The 21,619-nt window shown below is 52.7% G+C and carries 19 protein-coding genes; 5 read left to right on the forward strand and 14 right to left on the reverse strand.

Going from position 1 to position 21,619, the window contains the following annotated elements:
* The first annotated feature begins 156 nt into the window (after nucleotides 1-156).
* Nucleotides 157-927, forward strand: a complete 771-nt coding sequence (locus tag PsAD26_RS05840; protein ID WP_063309654.1) for a hypothetical protein — start codon at nucleotides 157-159, stop codon at nucleotides 925-927.
* A 90-nt stretch (nucleotides 928-1,017) separates the two neighbouring features.
* Nucleotides 1,018-2,334 (forward strand): phospholipase D-like domain-containing protein, encoded by a 1,317-nt coding sequence (locus PsAD26_RS05845; RefSeq protein WP_063309655.1) that lies wholly within the window; start codon nucleotides 1,018-1,020, stop codon nucleotides 2,332-2,334.
* Nucleotides 2,335-2,659: 325 nt separating this feature from the next.
* Here the strand turns inward: PsAD26_RS05845 and PsAD26_RS05850 are convergent, their stop codons facing one another.
* From PsAD26_RS05850 to PsAD26_RS05905, 12 genes are all read right to left on the reverse strand, one after another.
* Nucleotides 2,660-3,838 (reverse strand): NAD(P)/FAD-dependent oxidoreductase, encoded by a 1,179-nt coding sequence (locus PsAD26_RS05850; protein WP_063309656.1) that lies wholly within the window; start codon nucleotides 3,836-3,838, stop codon nucleotides 2,660-2,662.
* A 98-nt stretch (nucleotides 3,839-3,936) separates the two neighbouring features.
* Nucleotides 3,937-5,982, reverse strand: a complete 2,046-nt coding sequence (locus PsAD26_RS05855) for a methyl-accepting chemotaxis protein (protein ID WP_063309657.1) — start codon at nucleotides 5,980-5,982, stop codon at nucleotides 3,937-3,939.
* Between the two features lie 357 nt (nucleotides 5,983-6,339).
* Complete coding sequence (locus PsAD26_RS05860) at nucleotides 6,340-7,428, reverse strand: TRAP transporter substrate-binding protein (RefSeq protein WP_063286857.1); 1,089 nt, start codon at nucleotides 7,426-7,428, stop codon at nucleotides 6,340-6,342.
* A 116-nt stretch (nucleotides 7,429-7,544) separates the two neighbouring features.
* Nucleotides 7,545-8,096 carry a TetR/AcrR family transcriptional regulator gene (locus tag PsAD26_RS05865; protein ID WP_063286955.1) on the reverse strand — a complete coding sequence of 184 codons (552 nt, stop codon included), beginning with the start codon at nucleotides 8,094-8,096 and terminating at the stop codon, nucleotides 7,545-7,547.
* 403 nt (nucleotides 8,097-8,499) lie between these two features.
* On the reverse strand, nucleotides 8,500-8,712 hold the full coding sequence (locus PsAD26_RS05870) for a cold shock domain-containing protein (protein WP_057461006.1): 213 nt from the start codon (nucleotides 8,710-8,712) through the stop codon (nucleotides 8,500-8,502).
* A 336-nt stretch (nucleotides 8,713-9,048) separates the two neighbouring features.
* A complete protein-coding gene (locus PsAD26_RS05875) occupies nucleotides 9,049-10,104 on the reverse strand; it encodes a branched-chain amino acid ABC transporter permease (protein WP_063309658.1) in 1,056 nt (351 codons plus the stop codon).
* Nucleotides 10,105-10,116: 12 nt separating this feature from the next.
* The gene (locus PsAD26_RS05880; protein ID WP_063309659.1) at nucleotides 10,117-11,145 is read right to left on the reverse strand and encodes a branched-chain amino acid ABC transporter permease; all 1,029 of its coding nucleotides are present in this window, start codon (nucleotides 11,143-11,145) and stop codon (nucleotides 10,117-10,119) included.
* Nucleotides 11,142-11,867: an ABC transporter ATP-binding protein gene (locus PsAD26_RS05885; protein WP_063309660.1), complete on the reverse strand. Its 726-nt coding sequence runs from the start codon at nucleotides 11,865-11,867 to the stop codon at nucleotides 11,142-11,144. The genes PsAD26_RS05880 and PsAD26_RS05885 overlap by 4 nt, the downstream gene beginning before the upstream one ends.
* Entirely contained in the window at nucleotides 11,860-12,651 is a 792-nt protein-coding gene (locus tag PsAD26_RS05890) for an ABC transporter ATP-binding protein (protein ID WP_063309715.1), read from the reverse strand. Before PsAD26_RS05890 ends, PsAD26_RS05885 begins: the two co-directional genes overlap by 8 nt.
* A gap of 17 nt (nucleotides 12,652-12,668) precedes the next feature.
* Nucleotides 12,669-13,568, reverse strand: coding sequence for a bile acid:sodium symporter family protein (locus PsAD26_RS05895; RefSeq protein WP_063309661.1), 900 nt, complete (start codon nucleotides 13,566-13,568; stop codon nucleotides 12,669-12,671).
* A gap of 174 nt (nucleotides 13,569-13,742) precedes the next feature.
* Nucleotides 13,743-14,945, reverse strand: coding sequence for a substrate-binding domain-containing protein (locus PsAD26_RS05900; protein ID WP_063309662.1), 1,203 nt, complete (start codon nucleotides 14,943-14,945; stop codon nucleotides 13,743-13,745).
* 791 nt (nucleotides 14,946-15,736) lie between these two features.
* Nucleotides 15,737-16,150: a rhodanese-like domain-containing protein gene (locus tag PsAD26_RS05905; RefSeq protein WP_063309663.1), complete on the reverse strand. Its 414-nt coding sequence runs from the start codon at nucleotides 16,148-16,150 to the stop codon at nucleotides 15,737-15,739.
* Nucleotides 16,151-16,373: 223 nt separating this feature from the next.
* Between PsAD26_RS05905 and ftrA the strand changes: the two genes are divergently transcribed.
* Nucleotides 16,374-17,363 carry a transcriptional regulator FtrA gene (ftrA, locus tag PsAD26_RS05910; RefSeq protein ID WP_063309716.1) on the forward strand — a complete coding sequence of 330 codons (990 nt, stop codon included), beginning with the start codon at nucleotides 16,374-16,376 and terminating at the stop codon, nucleotides 17,361-17,363.
* Here ftrA and PsAD26_RS05915 read toward each other — a convergent pair.
* Nucleotides 17,354-18,586, reverse strand: coding sequence for a TIGR03862 family flavoprotein (locus tag PsAD26_RS05915; protein ID WP_063309664.1), 1,233 nt, complete (start codon nucleotides 18,584-18,586; stop codon nucleotides 17,354-17,356). The two genes, ftrA and PsAD26_RS05915, sit on opposite strands and share 10 nt — an antisense overlap.
* A gap of 219 nt (nucleotides 18,587-18,805) precedes the next feature.
* Between PsAD26_RS05915 and PsAD26_RS05920 the strand changes: the two genes are divergently transcribed.
* Together PsAD26_RS05920 and PsAD26_RS05925 are read left to right on the forward strand one after the other, a co-directional pair.
* Nucleotides 18,806-19,933, forward strand: a complete 1,128-nt coding sequence (locus PsAD26_RS05920) for a glycosyltransferase family 4 protein (RefSeq protein ID WP_208985531.1) — start codon at nucleotides 18,806-18,808, stop codon at nucleotides 19,931-19,933.
* Between the two features lie 75 nt (nucleotides 19,934-20,008).
* Nucleotides 20,009-20,446 (forward strand): VOC family protein, encoded by a 438-nt coding sequence (locus PsAD26_RS05925; protein WP_063309665.1) that lies wholly within the window; start codon nucleotides 20,009-20,011, stop codon nucleotides 20,444-20,446.
* Between the two features lie 205 nt (nucleotides 20,447-20,651).
* Here the strand turns inward: PsAD26_RS05925 and PsAD26_RS05930 are convergent, their stop codons facing one another.
* Nucleotides 20,652-21,614: a glycosyltransferase gene (locus PsAD26_RS05930; RefSeq protein ID WP_063309666.1), complete on the reverse strand. Its 963-nt coding sequence runs from the start codon at nucleotides 21,612-21,614 to the stop codon at nucleotides 20,652-20,654.
* Nucleotides 21,615-21,619: the final 5 nt, after the last annotated feature.

A 21,619-nucleotide genomic window follows, 5' to 3' on the forward strand; every position in this document is an offset into this window, starting at 1 on the left:
TTCTCAGCTGCAGCGCTGGCGGTCCTTGTGTATTGCCCCATTGTTCACTCCTAATCTAGTGATCATGGGCCAAAACACTCCATTACTCAAATCGATCGATTTGTCCATAAGGCGTCGCCGACAAACATTCAAGAGAGGTTTGGTCTGCTGGATGACGTGGACTACTGCCGAGGAATTTTAGATCAACGTAAGAAAGCCCGCATCGAAATTTCTGAAAAACTTGAAGCTGCAGAGTGCGAATATAAGACAACTGAGCAAGAAACCGACGAAATGGAACAGTTGCTCAATGGAAAAAAATCTAAGGTGAGCTTGCGCGAAATCGTTGCCTCCGAGGGTAATAAGGAGATGGTTGCCTCCCTCAACAAGGACATCGCTATTCAGGACGAGGCAATCGCAGAAGTCCAGAAAGAGATTGATAGTTTAAAAGCCGACTTAAAGCTGAACTCGAAGAAGAAGAAAGAGATTCTCGAATATTACCAGTTGCGCATGAAAGAGTACTTGAACGCTCTAAATGTATTTGTTTTGGAAGATAGCGATTATGCGGAACCAACACGGGTAATTAAGAACAATGCTCTGGGTAGCGATCTCCCCCGTGCTCTGCTTGCTCAGTATTTTTCTCTGTTGCACACCTTGAAAAAATTCGGCGACACAAAGGTCTGTCCTCTGGTCATCGACTCACCGCAACAACAAGAACAAGACTCGAGTAACTTGGATGCGATTTTCAAGTTTATCTTTACTAAGGCACTAGATGGTCAGCAGCTCATTCTGGGAACGATTTCTACACAAGCTGTGTCGAGTGAAATCATTCCAGAGGACGCTAATCGTATTATTCTTTCGAACGACAAGTACTCCGTTTTGCGGCGAGATCAGTATGTCAAAGCAATTGATGAAGTTGGTGTTATGCATGAATTGCTTTTATCGAACTGACAGCCTCTTAAAAAACACACGATACAGGGTCCGGCGTGAAAGTGTTTTGAACTGCTTCCTGTTCCACTTGAGCGAGTTATCGGTAAAGCAATGAGTTTGAGAGACCTATACGGGAACACTTCGGAATCAGGCTTCACGATCAACTTCTTTATGCAAGCTGGAGTAAAACCGAGAGTTGGCCTGCTGGCTGCTCCGTTCTTCACGACAACGGCACCCATCGAAGCGCTGACCAACAGGGGTTGCGAGGTTCGCCTTGTTGTCAGGTTTTCTCCAGCCACTACACCAGAGGCCCTGCGCGCTGCATTCGAAAACCCGATGGTCAAAGTTAGATATTTCACCGACGCAAAGTTCCATACCAAGCTGTACATCGTTGATGACGTGGCACTTGTCGGATCAGCCAACCTAACAAAAAGCGGCCTGCAATCGAACCGAGAGCTTTCAGTGCTCTTGAGACAGGACCGTGATGAGACATTCTACGACTTACCCCAGATTTTCGATGACTTGTGGAATGATGCAGACGTCTTAACCGAGGGAGTGCTCCGCGAGTATAGTAGGGCGTTCAAATCGAAAGAAAAGCCACAGGGAGAGGATGCGTTTGAAAGGTTCATTCACAAATTTGTCAAACCCGCGGCCCCAACAAGTGTGGTCGTCGGAAGTGAGAAAAAGTCGAAGGAGCGCTCGTTCATTCAAAGCTTTCGTCGCAAGTACGACGAGGTGCTGGTTCCTGCTCACCACGAGATCTTGACAGTCGCGAAAGAACACGGGTTTGGGCGTCCCGAGTATTCTGGTCAGGATCCTCAGATCGAGATGGGGCGCTTCCTAGGTTGGTTGAGACTCACGCAGGGCGGCGGCAACGGGTGGCGAGAGGCAACGCTGTTGAGTGATTCCGCGAAACGGGCAAGTCGCATAGCGCATTATGTAGATGTGTGGCAGTCGACTGATGACACCGTGAAAGGTGACGCTTACCATGCCTCATCGGAAATCGAGAACATCGCGAACATTAAAACCTATCTTTGTGATCCCACTGAACTTGAGCAACTCAGCTACGACGACCTGTTCCACTATTTGACAGGGTGCCACGCCTTTCTTGAGCGATTGCGCTTCGCATCGAAAGATCTGGGTGAAGATTTGACTGGCCTCGAACGCTTGCGTCTCGATTTTCAGGCGAAGAACCCGCGCGAGGCCGTTGCAAAAACGGTGAAGTACTTGTTGTCAGGCCCCGGTGACGCAATCGACCGTGCCTTTGACTGTGTTTATGGCAGCTATAAACTAAATGGCTTTGGTGAAGCCTGCGTGATGGAGCTGCTTGGTTGGGGGGATCCGACGCGCCCACCATTCAACAATCGCTCAATTCGGGGAATACGGCTTCTTGGATTTGATGTGGAGCACTTGGTCGCCGGAGAATAATTGCAAGCCATCCCAACGACAGCTTTAAGGGTTCTCCACTGCAATGCTGACGAAGAGTTCAATGAACGCTTAAGGACGAGATCTAAGCACAGAATGATCATGAAAGCGACTGTAGAAGCCTTCGGGTGGGTCTTGTTCAACCTTGGATAAACTGTGCGAATGTCCGGTCATGGCCCGTCGCAGCCAAGAAGGATCAAATTTTGGGAGAGCTTTTCGCACATGCAGCAAAGTGTATGTGATCCGACATTACAAACTTTTTTATTCCAAACGCGGTTAAGATTACAAACTCTACCGCATCATTACAAACTTTATTGTGCCGTCACACCTAAGCAAACTGTCCCGCCGCGTGGCCTGAAGACCAGGCCCATTGGAAGTTGAAGCCTCCGAGGTGGCCGGTGACGTCGACGACTTCGCCGATGAAGAAGAGGCCGGGGACGGAGCTGGTTTCCATTGTTTTGGAGGAGAGGGCCTTTGTGCTCAAACCGCCTAAAGTGACCTCAGCAGTGCGGTAGCCTTCGGTGCCGATGGGCTTGAGGGTCCACTCATTGATTGTCAGAGCGGCTTTGCGGAGCACCTTGTCGGAGGTGTCGGCCAACCGTCCGCTCAGCTTGTGCTCCTCAGCAATGTGTGTGGCCAGCTTTTTAGGCAACAAGCTTGCCACCGCAGTCTTAATGTCCTGCTTCGGCTGGCTTTGCTTGGCGGACTTCAGGGCCTCAAAAACATCTGTGTCTGGAAGCAAGTTGACGCGAATGTCTTTGCCTTCTTCCCAGTAAGAGGAGATCTGCAGAATGGATGGCCCGGAAAGGCCGCGATGGGTGAAGAGCAACCCTTCGCGAAAACTGGTCTTCTTAAAAGACACAACAGCATCCACTGAAACGCCTGCCAGATGTTTGGTCCGTTCCCGCATCGCATCATCAAAGACGAATGGCACGAGAGCAGCACGAGGGGTGACGAGCGGTAGATCAAACTGCTTGGCAATCTCGTAGCCAAAGCCGGAGGCACCCATCTTGGGAATGGATGGACCTCCGCATGCCACAACTACAGACTGCGCTCGCACGGTGTCTCTGGACGTGCCCACGGTAAAGCGATCATCAGGCTTGGTGAGAGAGGTGACACTGGTGCCCAGCTGAATGCGAACGCCAGATTGCTGGCAGAGCTGGAGCAGCATGTCGATGATCTGCTGAGCACTGTCATCGCAAAACAGTTGGCCCAGTGTTTTTTCGTGCCAACTGATGCGGTGCTTGTCCACCAGCGCGATAAAATCATGCTGGGTGAAACGCTTCAAAGCAGAAACAGCAAAACGTGGGTTCTCAGAAAGATAGTTTGCAGGAGATGCGTGCAGATTGGTGAAATTGCACCGCCCGCCACCGGAGATACGGATCTTGTCCGCTGGGCGCTTGGCATGGTCAATCACCAGCACAGAGCGTCCGCGCTTTCCAGCCTCAATGGCACACATCAGGCCGGCTGCGCCTGCACCTATTATAAGAACGTCAATGTTTTGCATGGCGCTCTTATATGGGCTTTCCAGCCAAGGTCAACTCGGGATCAAACAAAAGAGGAGGGCCAGAGCCCTCCTCAATGCATTTCGGTAATGTTCAATGCTTAAGCCGCAACAACATCTCTCAGGAAGCTGGAGATTGTCTGGCGCAGCTCTGTTGCCTGTTTGGAAACAGAGGAAGATGCCTCAAGCACGTCATTGGCAGAGCTGTTGGTTTCCTGAACCGAGCTCGTCACAACGCTCATGCTGTCCGCCACATCCTGAGTGCCCTGTGCAGCCTGTTGAATGTTCTGGCTGATGGAGGACGTTGCCGCATTCTGCTGAGCAATCGCAGTTGCAATGGAGCTGGTGTATTCATTCACCTGATGCATTGTGCCAGCAATCTGCTCAATGGCAGTCACGGCTTCCTTTGTGGAGCCCTGAATACCGGAGATCTGCGAGGAAATCTCTTCTGTCGCCTTGGAGGTCTGGGTTGCCAGCTCCTTCACCTCGGAGGCAACAACCGCAAAGCCTTTGCCCATCTCGCCAGCACGCGCTGCTTCAATGGTCGCGTTCAGGGCCAGCAAGTTGGTCTGCTCGGCGATGTCGCGAATGAGGTTGACCACTTCGCCAATCTTCTGCGCAGCAACATCCAGATCTGCCACATGGTCGTTGGTTGCAGTTGCAACACTGGTGGCATCATCAACGGTTTGCTTGGTCTGGGAGATCTGACGACCAATCTCTTCGATGGACGCCGAAAGCTCCTCAGCAGCAGATGCCACAGTCTGTACGTTTTGTGAGGCTTGTTCAGAAGAACCTGCAGCGCTGTTGGCACGGTCAGATGTGGTTGTTGCGATGTGCGTGAGAGAGTCAGCGGTTTGCTGCATCTTGCCGGTGTTGTCATCAACCCGGTCAAGAACGCTGGAAACCTGATCATTAAACACACTGATCAGCTGATCCACGTGCATCTGACGGTCGCGTTCCTGCTCATGTTCTTTCTCAGAAAGGCTCTGCAGACGCTTCTGCTCAGCAACTGTATCGCGGAAAGACATAACAGCGTTCGCCACCTGGCCAACTTCATCAACGCCAGTCGCACCAGCGAACGTCACAGTGGTGTCGCCTTCAGCCAGTTTGCGAGCATCGCTAAGTAGGGCTGTTACCGGAATAGATACACTGCGAATGATCGTGTAAGCCGCGCCAATACCCAGCACAGTGACGATGCCGGAGATGATCAGGGCGAGCATGAACTCCCACTGTGCATTCGCTGTCAGCTTTTGCGCATGCATCACCAGTTCGTCCGCAAGGTAGTCTTCAAAATCCTTCAGCGAGTCGATACGTTCGGTCGCCAGATCAAACCACTCAGTACCGGAGATAGAGGAGATATCGCCACCAAACGCAGCGGCGTAACCCAACTTACGGGCAGCATCGACCTGGCTCATGATAGGCCGGTTGAAGATCTTCTCCAGAAACTTCACCTGAGGCCCGGTCATCAATGATTGCGCAGTTTTGAAGTGCGTATCCTGACTGGCGCCAAGACGAACAAAGCGATGGTAGATAGTCGGATTGAATTCCTGAGCACTAAAGCCGTTTGCGCCAATTGCGCGCTCAATGCCTGCGTTTTCTTTACCGAGCAGAACTTCTTCATACATGCTCAGTTTGCGAACAAGGCTGGCATCGCGACTCACGGCAACTGTGCTTGGCAAAAACTTGAAAGCTTCGTTGATAGTACCGCTGTAGTAAGCAACAGTTTCACCAACGGTTGTGTTCAGGCTTTTGACGTTATTGCGGATCCGATCAATGCTTGCCAAACGGCTGTTCACCATGTCCACCTGAGCCGCAAGGCCTCGATCAATGGACATCAGGTCAATTTTGGTGAGCGCCGTTTTGTAAATGCGGATTTTACTATCGGTCAGCTTGTGCTGGTTTGCGAGTCCTTCGGCAAAGGCTTTGCCCTTAGCACCAAGATATCCGGCAGAGCGGCCACGCTCTTTTTGCAGTTCGTGAACAACAGCACTCAATACAGGAACAAACTCTGCAACCTGGCCAATAGAGGATGCTTCCACCTTTTTGTTATAGGCAGTGGTGATTTGTGAGCCAGCAAAATAGAGCATGGGCACAAACGCAAGCATGAATATCGCGATGATACGATACTTTAAAAGAATACGACGCATGAGAGCACCTGAAAGGGGAACTCGAGTTCCAAATTTGAGCGGGGCAATGCTGCCCGTTTCACTGTTTCGTGATTACACCCACAAATTGAGTCAGTAATTCTTTATAGAGCGTTTATTCTGTCGCTTGGATTTGTACTAACTGCCTACTTATTCTCACCTAAGTAATATAATTAGGTTAAATACTTAGTTCCTAAGTATATGTGTAGGTTGCAATTGATTACTATTTCGGAAATATACTTGAGTTTTCAGCGAGTACAAGAGCATCCACGTTATTTAATAAGCTTTTGATGATTCGTTTAAGCAGTTCGCGGAATGGAAAGCAAAGCTCTCCATTCCAAAATCTCGGTCAGGTGAGGCTTAGGTAGACCAAACCTGCGCGCGATCCTGATAAAGCTGCCCCTCCATGCGAGCACCATACAGGGAGCAGGCCTTCACGTAGTCCATGTAGGAACCATGGATCTTCTCGCTCATGGCGTCCCCAGCAGGATAGGCCGCAATCACTTCGCGTGCAGCCGCGCCGATCGCTTCAATCACATCCGGTGGGAAGGAAGAGAGAATAGCACCGCGCTCCACCAGAGTGGAAAGAGCGATGGTGTTGTTGTAGCGGAACTCCGCCGTGCTCTCTTCAGCTTGCGCTGTCGCCGCTTGCGCCAGAACTTCCTTCAGCCAAGGGCTCAGGTTCTCATAGGTGTTCTGGTTTACGATCATTTCCAGACCCGGACCCGGCTCATGGAACGCTGGCAAGTGGTAGTACGGCGCGATCTTGTAAAGGCCGAGAGCGAGATCGTTCCACGGGCCAACAAACTCAGCTGCATCAACCACACCAGACTGCAGGGCAGGGTAGATTTCTGGTGGAGGTGTCACGACAGTGGTCGCACCCACTTTGCGTAGGATGTCGCCACCAAGGCCAGCAATGCGCATCTTCAGCCCAACAAGGTCATCGAGAGACTTGATTGGCTTCTTGAACCAGCCACCTGCCTGAGCGCCTGAGCTGCCCGCATAAAATGGTTTCACACCATGCGGTGCATACGCTTCGTCCCAAAGCGCCTGTCCGCCGCCATGACGCAACCAGCCGGAAAGCTCGGTCGCATCCAGGCCAAACGGGAGAGTGGTGAAGTACATGGTCGAGCGGATCTTGCCCACCTGGTAATAAGGCGCGTTGTGACCGATATCAGCAGTGCCAGAGGAAACGGCAGAGAATGTTTCGAACGGAGGAACCAGTTCGCCGCCACCAAAATACTTGATGGAGATCTTGCCGTCAGAAAGCGCCTCGATGCGTTTGCCCAGCTGCTCAGCTGAGGTGCCCACGCCCGGGAAGCCCTTTGGGAAAGAACCAACGAGTTTCAGGTTCAATGTGGCGTTTGCAAGTGCTGGCGCAGCAAGGACAGAAGCGCCGCCCGCAGCACCAGTTGCCATTGCTGTTTTCAGAAAGTCACGGCGTTTCATCTGCCCGTCTCCGCTAATTCATAAAATACGTAGGTATTAATGCTAGCAGAGGGCAGGCGGGTCTGGCGATATATTTCAGCGGTCAGGGCTGAGAAGAAATCAAGTCAGAGAGAGCTTTACTTGAGTATCTCGAACATGCGCTCGAGTTGCTCTTCCACATTCAGCTGGTCCTCATCAAGAACCTGAAACATCCCGTTGCTGTGAATGCCTTCAACAGCCAGATAGACAAGGGTTGCCAGCTCTGGGTCTTCTGACTCGTCCTGAATGCGCGCGTACATGTCTTTGTGGAAGACGCGGACGGGGTCAAGCAGGCTCGGGTCGTCTGCAATGGCGGCCAGCATACCGGAGGCTGCCTTGTTGTCTTCTTTGAACTTGCTGCAAAGCCCCTTCAGGAATGCCCGCATAAGTTTATGACGATAAGGATCATCAGCAAGCTTCTGCTCTTCTGTGGCAATGTTATCGCGCGTGCCATCTACATGGTATTGAACCATGGAGCGGATGAGAGCTTGTTTGCTTGGGAAGTTATAGAGCAGCCCACCTTTGGAAACACCTGCATGCTTGGCGATTGCATCCAACGAAAACTGCCCACCGCCTTGTGCTTGCACATAGTCGATGGCCGCTTCAAGAATGCGATGCTGCGTTCTGCTGGCTTTGGTCGTGCCCTTCACAATGAGTCCCTTGCCCAATTCTGCGAGAGGTCGCAGAGAAAAAAGTTGTTCTTATAAGCGCAGATCTGCGACTTTTGTCAGTATAGGCCATCAGTGGCAACTTTGCGAGGCCAAGTCGTCATGTGAACCACGAAATTTATGAAGTGAAAACAACGATGTTCGTTGAGCCAGATAAAATAGCCGTGATTGCGGCTCTTTTAAGAAGTTCTCAGCTGAAAGATGGGGGAGAGAGAGCATTAGGCAAGCTCTGATCAGAACAAGGAGACGGCTGGTCTGATGTAAAAAATAAAAGGCCTGACGGCGCCTGGCAATTGCCGGCGCGCATCAGGCCAATTATGTGGCGGTCACAAAGTTCATTCAGCTTGCGCTGAAACAAACTCTGGAGCCTCGCAAATCGTACAGATTAAGCAAGCTCAATCTGGGAAGCCTGCAAACCGCGGCCACGACGATCTTCTTCAGCAACAAAAGTGATCGCTGCACCTTCAGCAGGAACTGCGATGCCAGAGCGTTCGAAAGCTGTGATATGAACAAAGATGTCTTTGGAACCGTCAGCTGGAGTAACGAAGCCGTAGCCTTTGTCGTGGTTGAAGAATTTGAGGGTACCGTCTTGTCGCATGGAAACGTCCTTTAAGCCAAAAAAGTCAACTCGCCTGGTTAAGGCGGGTCAGTCGTGACGAGCAATGTAATCAAAGGCAGAAAAGGACATTGTTCCGATACATGCACCGCAACATTGCCAGCCGTGTCTCTAATAACAGCCCGCAGTCATAAGGTCTGAGCTCTCATTCTTTTTAAAAGAAATCAGTCCTAATGGTTCATATAGGGAGGCGGGTCATATGTCGCCCCTCTAATACTACGGGATAAGCAAATCTCTTAGCTTGCTCGTCCCTACCGATGTAGTTGCTCCTTAAGAAATCCACAAGGTGCAATTTAAAAAAAGAGGCCAATTGAGGCATTATGTTCCTCTTAAACGGCCCACGATGCCCTTAGGGAACCAGTAAATACTGCAGATAAATAACATTCCCAACCAAAGCAGCCAGCGTTCCGGTGAAACCACCTCTGACACTATAGGCAGACTACCCAGCGATTCCTGAAGGAGGCCCAAGAGGTTCTGTAAATAGGACTGAGTGAGAAGGAACAGGACCGCCCCGATAACGGCGCCGTACATGCTCCCCATTCCGCCAATCACAACCATCAACAAAATGTCCACCATGATATCCATAGAGAGTGTTGTTGCCGGTCCCGTGTAACGCAGCCAGAGAGCCATCAGGGACCCGGCGAGCGCAGCCATCACCGCAGACAGAATTGTCGCCACACTGCGATACCGCACCACCTTGTAACCAATAGTTTCAGCACGGAATGCATTCTCACGAATAGCTTGCAGAACACGGCCAAACGGTGAGTTCACCATGCGCAACAACACAAGGAACAGACACAGGCTGCTGAAGAAGACAACATAGTACGTGATCAGTTTGCCATTAAGGCGAACGCCGAGAACCTTCTCCTTCACCAGCTTGAATGCAGGCGTCATCTCTCGCGGGATACGATAGCTCAGCCCGTCCTCACCGCCAGTGAAACCAGAAAGTTGCGAGACCAGCACCAGAAATGCACTGGCCACAGCCAGCGTCATCATGGCAAAGAAGATCGCTTTGACCCGCAGCGAGAACAGCGCAATCACAAACGCAAAAGCTCCGGCAACCAGCGCACCGCACACGGTGCCAAGCGCAATCGCGCTGTAAGAGGCACCCATGTTTACCAGTGCAATGGCCGTCCCATAGGCACCAATGCCAAAGAACATCGTATGCGCAAACGACACCACGCCCGTATACCCCAGCAACAAATCATAACTGGCCACCAGCACAATGAAGATGCAGATGCGAGCAGCTGTATCTAAGGAACGCGTGCCGGGAAACAGAAAGGGTGCAAACAGCAAACCAAACAGAATAAGCAGCAAGACTGCACTAAGCATTTTGCTTCGTGGACGATCACCGGAAAGGAGTTTCACAATCATCTGACAAACTCCTCAATGCGCTTTGACGACGGGGTAAAGCCCCTGAGGTCGCCACATCAGCACAGCCCCCATCAGCAGGATCGTTGAAACCAGAGCCAGTTTGGGGATCAGGAAGCCCGTGTAGTTGGTCAGCAAACCCACCAGCATCGCGCCGATGAAACAGCCCTCAATGGAGCCAAGCCCGCCGATGATCACCACGATAAACACGGAGATCATCACCTCAGCCCCCATATGAGCACTAATGGTTTCCTGATACATGCCCCACATCACACCGCCGAGCCCCGCTAAAGCACAGCCCACCATGAACACCGCCAGAAACAGCTTCTCTATCGGATACCCCAGAGCTTCCACCATCTCGCCATTCTGAACCCCAGCCCGCACCAGCAGCCCAATGCGTGTCCGGTTTAAAACCAGACGCATGGCAACAAACAATGCCAGCCCGATTACAATGGCCAACACACGATATTTCTCAATGGCAGCGCCCAGCACCACAAAAGAACCCTGAAACGCAGCAGGCCGCGCCAGCACAATCTCATCCGGCCCCCAGATCACATAGATCAGCTGCTGCGTCACAACCAGCCCGCCCATGGTCACGAGGATCTGCTTCAGGTGTTGCCCGTACACCGGCTTAACAATCAGCCGCTCAAAGCCATAGCCCGCAAGGCCCGTCACCAGCATGGCAAACGCCACAGCAAGCAGAACAGCGCCCAGATTAAGCGCAATACTGGGGCTCTCAATCCACCCGCCTAGCAGACCCAAAATGGTAAATCCTGCAAAGGCTCCAAGCGAAATAAACGCCCCATGCCCGAAGTTGATCACGTCCATCAGGCCGAAGATCACAGTAAGGCCAGACGCCATGATGAAAATCATCATCCCCATCGCCAGTCCCGCCGCCGTCAGCGTCAACCAGGTGGAGCCGGAACCAATCGCAAGCAAGCCAATCACCATCAGCACAGGCACAAGCAACAGCGGAGCTTTTGCCTCGATTATCTGAGAGGGGGAAGGGCGCTCGATGCGCGGTTTAATCAGGCTGTTACTCATTGGTGTGCCTCCAGTGAAAGTCCCATCAGCCTCTCCTGCAATCCGGCATCAGCTGCCAGCTCTGCCATATCGCCGGAATAAACAATCCGCCCGTCATCCATCACGGCAACGGTGTCTCCCACTGCGCGCGCCATGGAAAAGTTCTGCTCCACCAGCAATATCGTGGTCTGCATCTCTTTCAGTTCTTTCAAGGCTGCAATCATGGCGTTGATGATCGCAGGTGCCAGCCCTTTGGTCGGCTCATCAATCAGGATCAGTTTCCTCGGCTCAATGATCGCACGAGCAACGGCCAGCATCTGCTTTTGCCCGCCAGAAAGATTACCCGCCGCACTCTGCCAAAATATTTTTAAGGGAGGGAACAGGCCAAAAATCCATCCCAGCCGCTCCTCATCAATCGCTCCGCCCCGTGCCGCCAGCAGCATATTTTCATGCACGGTCAGATCGGTGAAGATGCCCATATCCTCGGGCACAAAAGCAATCTCACGCTGGGCAATGGCCGGTGTCGTCTCTTTCTGAATTGCCGCTCCATCAAAACGGATCGTACCTTGTGAGGCTTGCCACAGGCCCATGATGGTTCGCAGTGTCGTCGTTTTGCCAGCACCATTCCGCCCAAGCAGAACCGTGACACCACCGCGTGGAACTTCCAGATCAACGCCCTGCAAAATGTGGTAGGGGCCAATATGCGTGTGAACGCCGTTTAGGCTGAGAAGAGCATCAGACATGCGCACCCTCTGTTTTCTCTTCAGGCGCAACACCCAGATAAGCCTGCTGAACCACAGGAGAGGCGATCACCTCAGCAGGGTCCCCATCTGCCACCAGCTCTCCGTTGTGCAGCACGATAATCCGATCAGCCAGTGAACGGATCACATCCATCTTGTGCTCAACCAGCAAAATTGTGCGGTCCTTGTCCTGCTTCAGCTCACGGATCAGGTCCAGCACAACCGGCACTTCATCAACGCTCATGCCAGCCGTTGGTTCATCAAACATCAGCACCTGCGGACCAATGGCAATCATCAGCGCCACCTCCAGCTTGCGCTGATCTCCATGCGACAGTTCAGAAGTGATCTGCTTGGCCTTATCCAGCAAATGCACCTCTGCAAGAATGTGCTCTGCCCGTTCAGTAAGCTCCACATGACTGTCCGCCATGGAAAACAAATCCATGCCCATCCGTTGATGAGCCTGCACCGCCAGCCGTGCATTTTCCCGCACGCTCAGGCCGGGAAACAGATTGGTCATCTGAAACGCCCGCCCGATGCCACGCAGCGTCCTGTCGGCAACTGAAAGGCGCGTGATGTCTTCGCCATTAAGCCAGACATGACCGGCACTTGCAGAGAGCTGACCGGAAATCAAGTTGAAGTAAGTGGTCTTGCCCGCTCCATTCGGCCCTACAATGGCAGTCAGTGTCCCGCGATGAAAATCGCAGGACACCGCATCAACAGCCACATGACCACCAAAACGAATGGTCAGATCACGCGTACTCAGAACCGGCTTTTCATCTTTCTGCAATTCCAAAGACCTGCCCTTTATGAGAGTTCACTTTGGGCACGAAGGCTCGGATTTGCCCGCGCTTTCCGCCGTGCCCAGAGGATGAAGAGGAAGGCGCAGCCATACATGGTGATGCCGTAAATGCCGGAGGCCAGACTGTACGGCGGCAACGCTTCGCCGTTCATCGCGATCAAAGCCCCAACGGTTATCCCAAGCGTGGCATTTTGGACGCCCACCTCCATAGCAATCGCAACACTGTCAGGATGCGAGAGCTTCATAAGCTTCGCGCCGCCATACCCAATCAGCAACATCACCACATTCAGCAGAATAAGGACTGGCCCCAGTTCCAGAATGTTAGCCGTCAGCACAGACCAGTTGGTGGCAATGGCTCCAAGCACGATCACCACAAACAGTACGGAGGCCAACAGCGACACCACTTTGGAAATCGCGGCGGTAAACGATGGCGCCATATGATTGACGAGAACCCCAATCGCAACGGGAACAGCCGTAATCAGTGCCATGGAAATGCCAATAGACGTCACATCAATCTTGGGCATGGCTGCGCCAAGAAAGTAGTTTGCGGATGCCGCTGCAAAAACCGGCACCGTCAGCACACACAGCACACTGGTTACTGCCGTGAGCGACACCGCCAGTGCTACAGACCCGCCGCTGAACCGTGTCAGCATGTTGGAGGTGACGCCACCCGGTGCGAAGGCAAGCAGCATCACACCAAACGCCATGGCAGGCTCCAGCTCCACCACCTGCAAAATGAGAAAGGCAATAACGGGCAACACCAGTAATTGCCCCAGCATACCAATGCTGAAAGCACGCGGCATCTGCACAACACGTTTAAAGTCTTGCAGGGTGAGGGAGATCCCGAGGGAGAACATGATGAACGCCAGCGAAAGCGGCAAAAACAGCTTTAAGAGAATGTCCATGGTCTTGTACTTCGCTCTTTGAGGCTCTGATAATCCATGAGCGGGACAATCTGCAACTGAGGATGAGGTCAGCAATTCTGCAGAAATGTCTTATGGTTTCAGAGCGTTATCTTTTGCGATTTAGGAGAGGAAGCAGGTGGTCCGCTCCCTCTCTGAGCTATGTAAAACTGGGACCTACTGGTTCTGAACTGGGATATCCATGTCCTCAATTTTGAGTTCACGTACCAGCTCAGGAATGCCCCATTCAACCTCAGGGTCCACGCGGATCTTGAAGTGATACATGGACTGCAATGCCTGATGATCCTCAGCGCGAAACTTCATCAGCCCCTTTGGCCCTTCAAACTCCATGCCTTCCATGGCGGAGATCAGCTCTTCGGTATCCGTAGAGCCAGCTTTGTGGATCGCCTCAACAGCAGCAATGCCAGCCGCCATACCACCTGCTGTAAAGAAGTCTGGCGGTGAGCTGTAACGAGCCTCGTGCTCCTTCACCAACCAATCATTCACCGGGTTCTGTGGGATTTCGTAGTAATAGTAGGTCGCGCCTTCCATGCCCGGCATGGCCTTATAGGCTTTCAGAGCCGCCAGAATATTGCCGCCCGTTGCAATCTCAATCCCATGACGTTCCGGGTTCATCGCGTTGATTTTTGCCAGCGGGTTTCCGCCACCAGCCCAGATCACAAACAGGAACTTGCGGCCCTTCTCGTTCTTCAGAGCCTCAAAGATGCGCTGGGCACTCGCAGTGAAATCCTTGGTGTCCGTCGGTGCGTACTCCTCAAACACCAGCTTGGCATTGGTCTTTTCAATCGCATTGCGAAAAGCAGCCACACCATCACGCCCAAACGCATAATCCTGCGCCAGCGTGGCAATAGACGCCCCGTCCTGCCCAAGAGCAACAGCATTCGCAATCGCATCCTGAGAGGAATTCCGCGACGTGCGGAAGATGTAGCGGTTGAAGTTGGCGCCAGTGATGCTGTCAGCAACGGCAGGCTCCACGATCAGCAGTTTCTCGTATTCCTCCGCAATTGAAAGCATGGCCAAGGCAACACCAGAGGAGACCGGCCCAATTGCCAGATCAACCTCATCATCGCCATAAGCCTCGGCCAGCATGGCACGTCCGATATCCGGCTTGAGCTGGCTGTCTTTTTCGATGACCTCAATTTTGCGACCGTCAATTTCCATTGTGCCGCCAGTGGCATATTCCAGCCCCATCATCAAACCCACATGAGACTGCTTGGCATAGGCCTCAAAGGGGCCGGTTTTACCATAGACATGGGCGATCTTGATTGGCTCTTCCGCAGAGGAAATATTTGAAGAAACAGAAAGCGCAAACGCGCTGGCCGCCAGGCTAACTGCCGCGGCCCTTAGTAATTTATGCATAATGAAACCCCTCCCACGTTGTCCCGGGGCCGTCTTAAACGCAAACACCGCTTCAAAAGACTTCGCAAGCCTGCCCTTAAACAACGTAAAGATAGTTGACGCATGTATTTAGGAAGGAGTCAATGATTCCAGATTGAGCCAAATTGTTAAGGTTTGAGCGGATCACTTGTATTTGCTGTTTTCGAAAATAAATTTCATCTAGCCATAATTTTTTATCAAAAAACGATTTTTGTAATCTGTAAGCTTGTCCAATATTTGCAATTACTCTTTGTGTTGTCAGTTGAAGCAGATAGAAATTGAAATTTACTGTAAGACATTGTGGCTGCTCCCGCTTTCACTGCGACAAGCTGACGGCTATGCGCCATGGAAAAGCCGCATTTTGCCCTGTTTACACCTCAATTAGCCGTTAGGCCGCGTCTCTCTGCAGGTGTGTCGGCTAAGTGTTTGTTCACCATCTCTGACAACCTGATGATAACAAGATCCTGATACCTTCAATAGCAATAAGAACACTGGTTTAACAGGGCGTCATTAAGTACTGAGTGCTTTGCAGTCAGTATTACCAAAATAACAATAAGTCCTGAAAAGGGATTATCTGCATATCACTATGCGGACAACTGAAGGGTGACCCGTTTCCATTGCTTGGTGGGTCTCCCTTGTTTCAAGGCAGGTTGTCTTGCCCTGACGATTTTAAAGGCCGTACCTCCCCTCCCAATCGGTCTTTTTATGCCTGCTTTGTTTGGCACCGAGGTATCCTCCCACCTCGGTGCCTTTTTTATGAGTGGGTGCTCGGCTTAAGCAACTTCTTCAGCTGGTGACGCAACCAGCTCAAAGCCTTCATCGATCCAGCCAGTCATACCGCCCAGCATAATCTTCACCGGACGTCCCAAGCGGGAGAGGTTATAGGCGGCCTTGTCTGCCCCGTTGCAATGCGGCCCAGCGCAATAGACGACAAACACAGTGTCCATTGGCCATTTGGCAAGGTTCTGTTCGGTTAGATCGCGGTGATGCAAACAGATCGCACCATCCACGTGTCCTTTCGCAAAGCGGGCAGCACCGCGAACATCAAGCAAAACAAACTCTGCAGTGCCATCTGCCAGATCTGCTTGCACATCAGAGCAATCTGTTTCGAACTGCAGGATTGAACGGAAATGCGAGAGTGCCAGCTTTGGGTCTGCTGGGGAATATTCGAGTGCGCGTGGGGACATGTACTTCTCCAAATCTGCAAGGATGCTCTCAATTAGGGAGTGGAGCACCAAAAACACTTATTTTAAAGCAGCTTGCATGAGGGGTGCCTCGGCAAGCTGCATTGGGTGATGACAGGATTCTCGCCTGCTCACGTAATCTGGAGAATTTCCCGGTTGTAAAAAACTGGCTCAAATGACTATATTCGTAAAAAATACGCCAATCTTGTTTGAGTTGAATTTTCCGATGGTCCAATCCACACCTCGCAGCCCCGAAGGCCCGCTTGTTGCAACGCTCATCTACGACGGTTTGTGCACCTTCGAGTTCGGTCAGGCCTACGAGCTGTTCGGCCTGCCAAGACCAGAGCTTGGCGCGAATTGGTACAGATATGAGACCGTTGCCATCGAGGACGGCCCTATCCGAGCCGCGGGTGGTCTGGAAATCAACGCGGAAAAGCAGCTGGATGCGCTGGAGCATGCCGACATCATCCTCATCCCCGGCTGGCGCGGCATTGAAACCCCGGTGCCGGAGGACCTGATTGAGGCCCTGTGCGCGGCCTACAATAGGGGAGCCCGTGTTGCTTCCATCTGCTCCGGCGCTTTCGTTCTGGCGCAATCGGGCCTCCTCAATGGCCGCACAGCTACCACGCACTGGCGTTATGCCGAGGCGCTGCAAACAGAGTTTCCGTCCATCAACGTGGAAGAAGACCGGCTCTACTCTGAGACCGACAGGGTGTTTACCTCCGCGGGCAGTGCAGCAGGCATTGACCTCGCGCTCCACATCATCCGGCAGGATTACGGCTCTCAGATCGCCAACAGCGTTGCCAAACGATTGGTCGCGCCCCCGTTTAGGGAAGGAACGCAAACCCAGTTTGCAGAGCAGCCTGTACCTGATGAACGAGAAAGCAAACGCTTTGCCTCGCTTTTTGAGGAACTGGAGAAGAAGCGAGCCTACACCATGTCCGTGCCAGAAATGGCAGTTCTGATGGGCATGAGCCAACGCACGTTCATTCGCAAGTTCTCAAAGGTAACCGGACTGGCGCCTGCAGAATGGCGACGTACCAAGCAATTAGAGACGGCAAAACACCTGCTGGAGGCAAAGGAAACGATGGATATGGAGAGGCTCTCCCACCTGTGTGGGTTCGGCTCAGCAGCAACCTTGCGGCATCACTTCCGAAGCAAATATGGCACCACACCAACTGCCTACAGGCGTCAGTTCCAAACCCGTCAGTCCTGAAGGAACGCGTTCATGCCAAGTGCAGCAGAGCGGCCTGTCGCAAACACCGCCTGCAGCAGATAGCCACCCGTTGGAGCTTCCCAGTCCAGCATCTCGCCTGCCACAAACACACCCGGCAGTTTGGTGAGCATGTAGTGCTCGTCGATTTCGTCAAACGAAATGCCGCCCGCGCTGGAGATAGCCCGGTCAATAGGCCGTGGCGCTGTCAGCTGCAATGGCAATGCCTTGATACGCGCCGCCAGTTCATCAGCCTCAATCGGCAGTGGCCCGGCTTCCCGCATCAAAGCGATGGCAGCAGCAGGCAGACCAGTCGCCTTGCGCAGGTAGTTGCTCATGGATTGCTTACCACGAGGCCGCTTCAGTTTGGACGCGAGTTTGTCAGCGGAAACGTCCGGCTTCAGGTCAATCTCAATCTGGGCCGCCCCTGTTGCAAGGATTGTATCACGCAGATCAGCTGAAAGCGCATAGATCACGCCTCCTTCAATTCCAGAAGCATCCAGCATGGCATCGCCAACAACACGGCGCTCTGCGTGGGACACAGCAACCTTCTTCAGGGGGGTGCCTTTGTAACGGTCCTTGAAGTGATCCGAAAACGCAATCTCAAACCCGCAATTGGCAGGGAGTAGCGCGTTCACGTCAATCTGTTTGTCACGGAAAGTCGAAACCCACGCACCATCAGACCCAAGCTTCGCCCAGGAACCTCCTCCAAGCGCCAACAGGACAGCGTCAAACGCCTGCGCTTCAATGGGCTCATTGCCTTTCTGCAGCAGTACACTTCCAGCTTCATCAAATCCATGCCAACGAGTATTGGTGTGTAGAGTCACACCGTGCTGATCAAGCCGTTTCAGCCAATTCCGCAACAGCGGAGAGGCCTTGAAACTCTCAGGAAACACCTTGCCACTCGAGCCTTCAAAAGTTGGCTGCCCCAACCCCGCGCTCCATTCCCGCAGTGCAGCAGGAGGAAAGTCCCGTACCGACTTTAGCAATTGCGCGTGTGCAGGACGGTAGCGGCTCAGAAAAACCTCCAGATCCTCACTGTGGGTTAGATTGAGACCTCCAAGCCCAGCCATCAAAAACTTGCGGGCAGGAGAGGGGCGTTGATCAAAGAGGCTCACGCGCACGCCGGCTTCTGCCAGATGTTGAGCAGCAAACAGCCCGGCGGGGCCTGCCCCGATGATTGCAACGCGCTTTGTCAAAGATCCATCCAATCCGCTTATGGTCATTGAGGCTCAAGCCAATGACATTCACAGCTCTATTGCCTTTGTTTTCCGCCAATTACAAGCAGGAAGAGCGCTCCCTCCCACAGATGTAGCCCCGGGGAGCATCAGGGATTTTCACCTCCTTAAAGAAGCACCCCTGATTTTAGAAGGAAGACTTCTAAGGAATGTACAGTCCGCGCACTTCAAGCTTTGCTGAATGCAAACAGTAGAGTGGGGGCCGCATTGAGAACTGCAATCGTAATGCCGCGTAATATGCATTTTTGCCAGTCTCGAGCCACATCAATAGATCTGTGCGCTCATGATCTTGCGCTTCATAGCCAGAACAAAGGCAACCTGCGTATCTTTGCAGGGGGCGAGGAGGATCTTTTTGAGGATGTTGATGTTTTAGCAGTGACAGAACCGGGCAAAAAGCCAACTCCAGCGAGGTTTTACGACCCGCTGTCAGAGTTCGGCCCGCAACTGATTGTCGTGCATCAGCATCTGGAAACAGCGTTTCAGATCATCACGGATTTTCCGGGCACCCCTGTGGTCTTACACAGGCATGGCAGGTTTGAGCGCAACAGCGCCTTCAAACGCTGGAAGTATACTCGCAAAATGAACCGCCTCGCAGGCATCATCTGGGTTGGCGAGGATGCACGCAATAATTTCTGCGAGAATTTCACCGGAGTGAAGGCCCGCAGTGTTGTCGTGCCCAACGGCATAGACTGCGACCTCTGGTCCCCAGCCCCCAAAGAAAACTCGGTGATCTATGTAGGCCGAGCGCGGGAAGACAAAGGCGTGTTCGACCTGGCCCAGGCTTGGCTTGCCTGCGCTGACCGTCTGGACCGAACGGGCTGGAAACTGAACTTGGTACTGGCCGTTACCGATGAAGGGGAGCAATCGACTGCAAACTCGCTCCGACAAATGCTTTCAAACCATGCTGCCAGCGTCTCCATCGAGACCAATCTCAATGCCTCAGATGTCCAAAAACGCCTCGCCAGATCATCCATCGCAGTGGTGCCTTCCATCGTAGCAGAAGGGTTTGGCCGCACTGCGATTGAAGCGATGAGCTGCGGTGCTGCAGTGATCACCACGCATTCAGGAGGCTTGTGGGAGGCGGTCGGAGAAACTGGCAAGGTGATCAACCCAAGAGCGCCCAAAGAAATTGCGTCAGCGCTGCTCGATCTGGCTGATAACCAACCCATGCGCGAAGACATGGCAGAGGCGGGACGGGAGAGAGTACTTCGTCTCTTCAACATCCAGCAGATCGCAGAAAACTATGATGACATGCTCATGAGCCTGTGGGACGACTTCGTCAGCGGCTCCGACAATACACAGGGTCTCATCGACCACATGCTCGTGTCAGAATGAAGTAATCGAGGTATGAGGCTGGTAGAGGGCGTAAGTCGGCCTCGGAGTGTACCTGCATGCGAGGAGACCAACAAAATGCACCCTGATCATGTGACGGTGGCGGTCCGCAATCTGGAGGAGGCGCGCTCCTTTTTTGCCCTGCTTGATTTTCAGGAAGAAAAATCTCTCGTCATCTCCGGTCCCGTGTTTTCAAAGTACATGGGCATTCCGGATCTGGAAGCAGAGCACGTCACGCTGGTGCTGAAAGGCCATAGCCCAAGGTTTGAAATTCAGTTGCTACACTACCACAACCCAGAGCCTCGCAGCGAGCCTTACCCCGAAGACCTCTGCCGAACAGGCTACAATCACTTGTGTTTCGCGGTTGATGATCTGGAGGACAGACTGTCAAAGCTTCAAACCGCCGGGTTCAAAGCCCGCTCTGAAGTCATGGAGTTTAACGACAGAAAATTGGTGTTTCTGTTCGGACCAGAAAAAATCACGATAGAATTGGCGCAGTGGACCAAGCCAGAGTAGGGCGTGCATGTGAAACTGGTCGCTTCGATCAGCGAAAGATCGGTCGCAGGGCAGGCGCATACAAAAAAGCGTACCCGCATGAATAACAATGTCTGCTTCTACAGCCCCTGAGCAATCCCACATTGGACGTCAAGGAGAATTGCTATCTCGTGCTCATCACAGATGGTAGAGACCGTGCAATCACTGCAAGCTTGAGAACAAAACCTCACACCAACAACGCCTTGGCGGCCTCTTTATAATTTCGTGCCTTCGCGTTCTCAATAAATAGCAGTCCCTTCAGATACTCCAACCGCGCCTTGGATTTTTTGATCCGCTGTGCCATATGCCGCGCCACTTTTGGCGAGATATGCGAGAAGCCGCGTTCCCGAAGTTCGGCACGCAGTGCTTGGCCCAGATCATTCGCGAATGTATCCTCGCTGAAAGTCGGTTCCTCTTCATCATGCAACCGCGCAACAGCACAGAGCAACGCCATATCAGCCACCATCCGATAAGGTCGTCCGCTGCGTGCCGTCACCTGACCCGGATGCAGCCGATACCGAACAAGCCGCTCGTTAAGAGCGCCAATCTTCCCATATTCCAGCAAGCGCAGATAAAGGTCATAATCCTCAGCACCATCAAAATGCGGACGATACCCGCCAAGAGCCAACACAGCATCCCGTCGAAACATGATAGTCGGATGGTACAAGCAGCACTTCTCAAAAAGGCGTTTGCGGATCTCGACCGAGCTTTTTGGGCATTCCATCTGGTCAATGATCTGCCCGGCTTTGTCAATCACGGAAACTTCTGTTCCGCACAACTGCCAGTCAGGGTTCCGGTTCATAATCCGGACCTGCCGCTCCAGCCGAAGCGACTCCGACAGGTCATCCGCATCAAGGCGGGCAACCAAGGGGCTCTCAATCACTGCAAGTCCGGTATTCAGGGCATTTGAGATCCCCTGACCCGGCCCGTCAAGGATCTGAAACCGGCCCTTCGGAAAATGACCAGCAAAATGCTCGGCAATCTCCCGGGTTTCATCGGTGGAGGCATCATCCACCAACACAACAGCAAAATTGGTGAAGCTTTGTGCCAGCAGGCTGCTCAGAGTTTCTCCAAGCGTGTTTGCAGCATTGCGCGCTGGGATCAACACGCTGACAAGAGGGGCGGGGTCCTGCTGTTGCTTTTCAGCCATTGAAT

This window comes from Pseudovibrio sp. Ad26, assembly GCF_001623285.1.
GTDB classification, from domain to species: Bacteria; Pseudomonadota; Alphaproteobacteria; order Rhizobiales; family Stappiaceae; genus Pseudovibrio; species Pseudovibrio ascidiaceicola.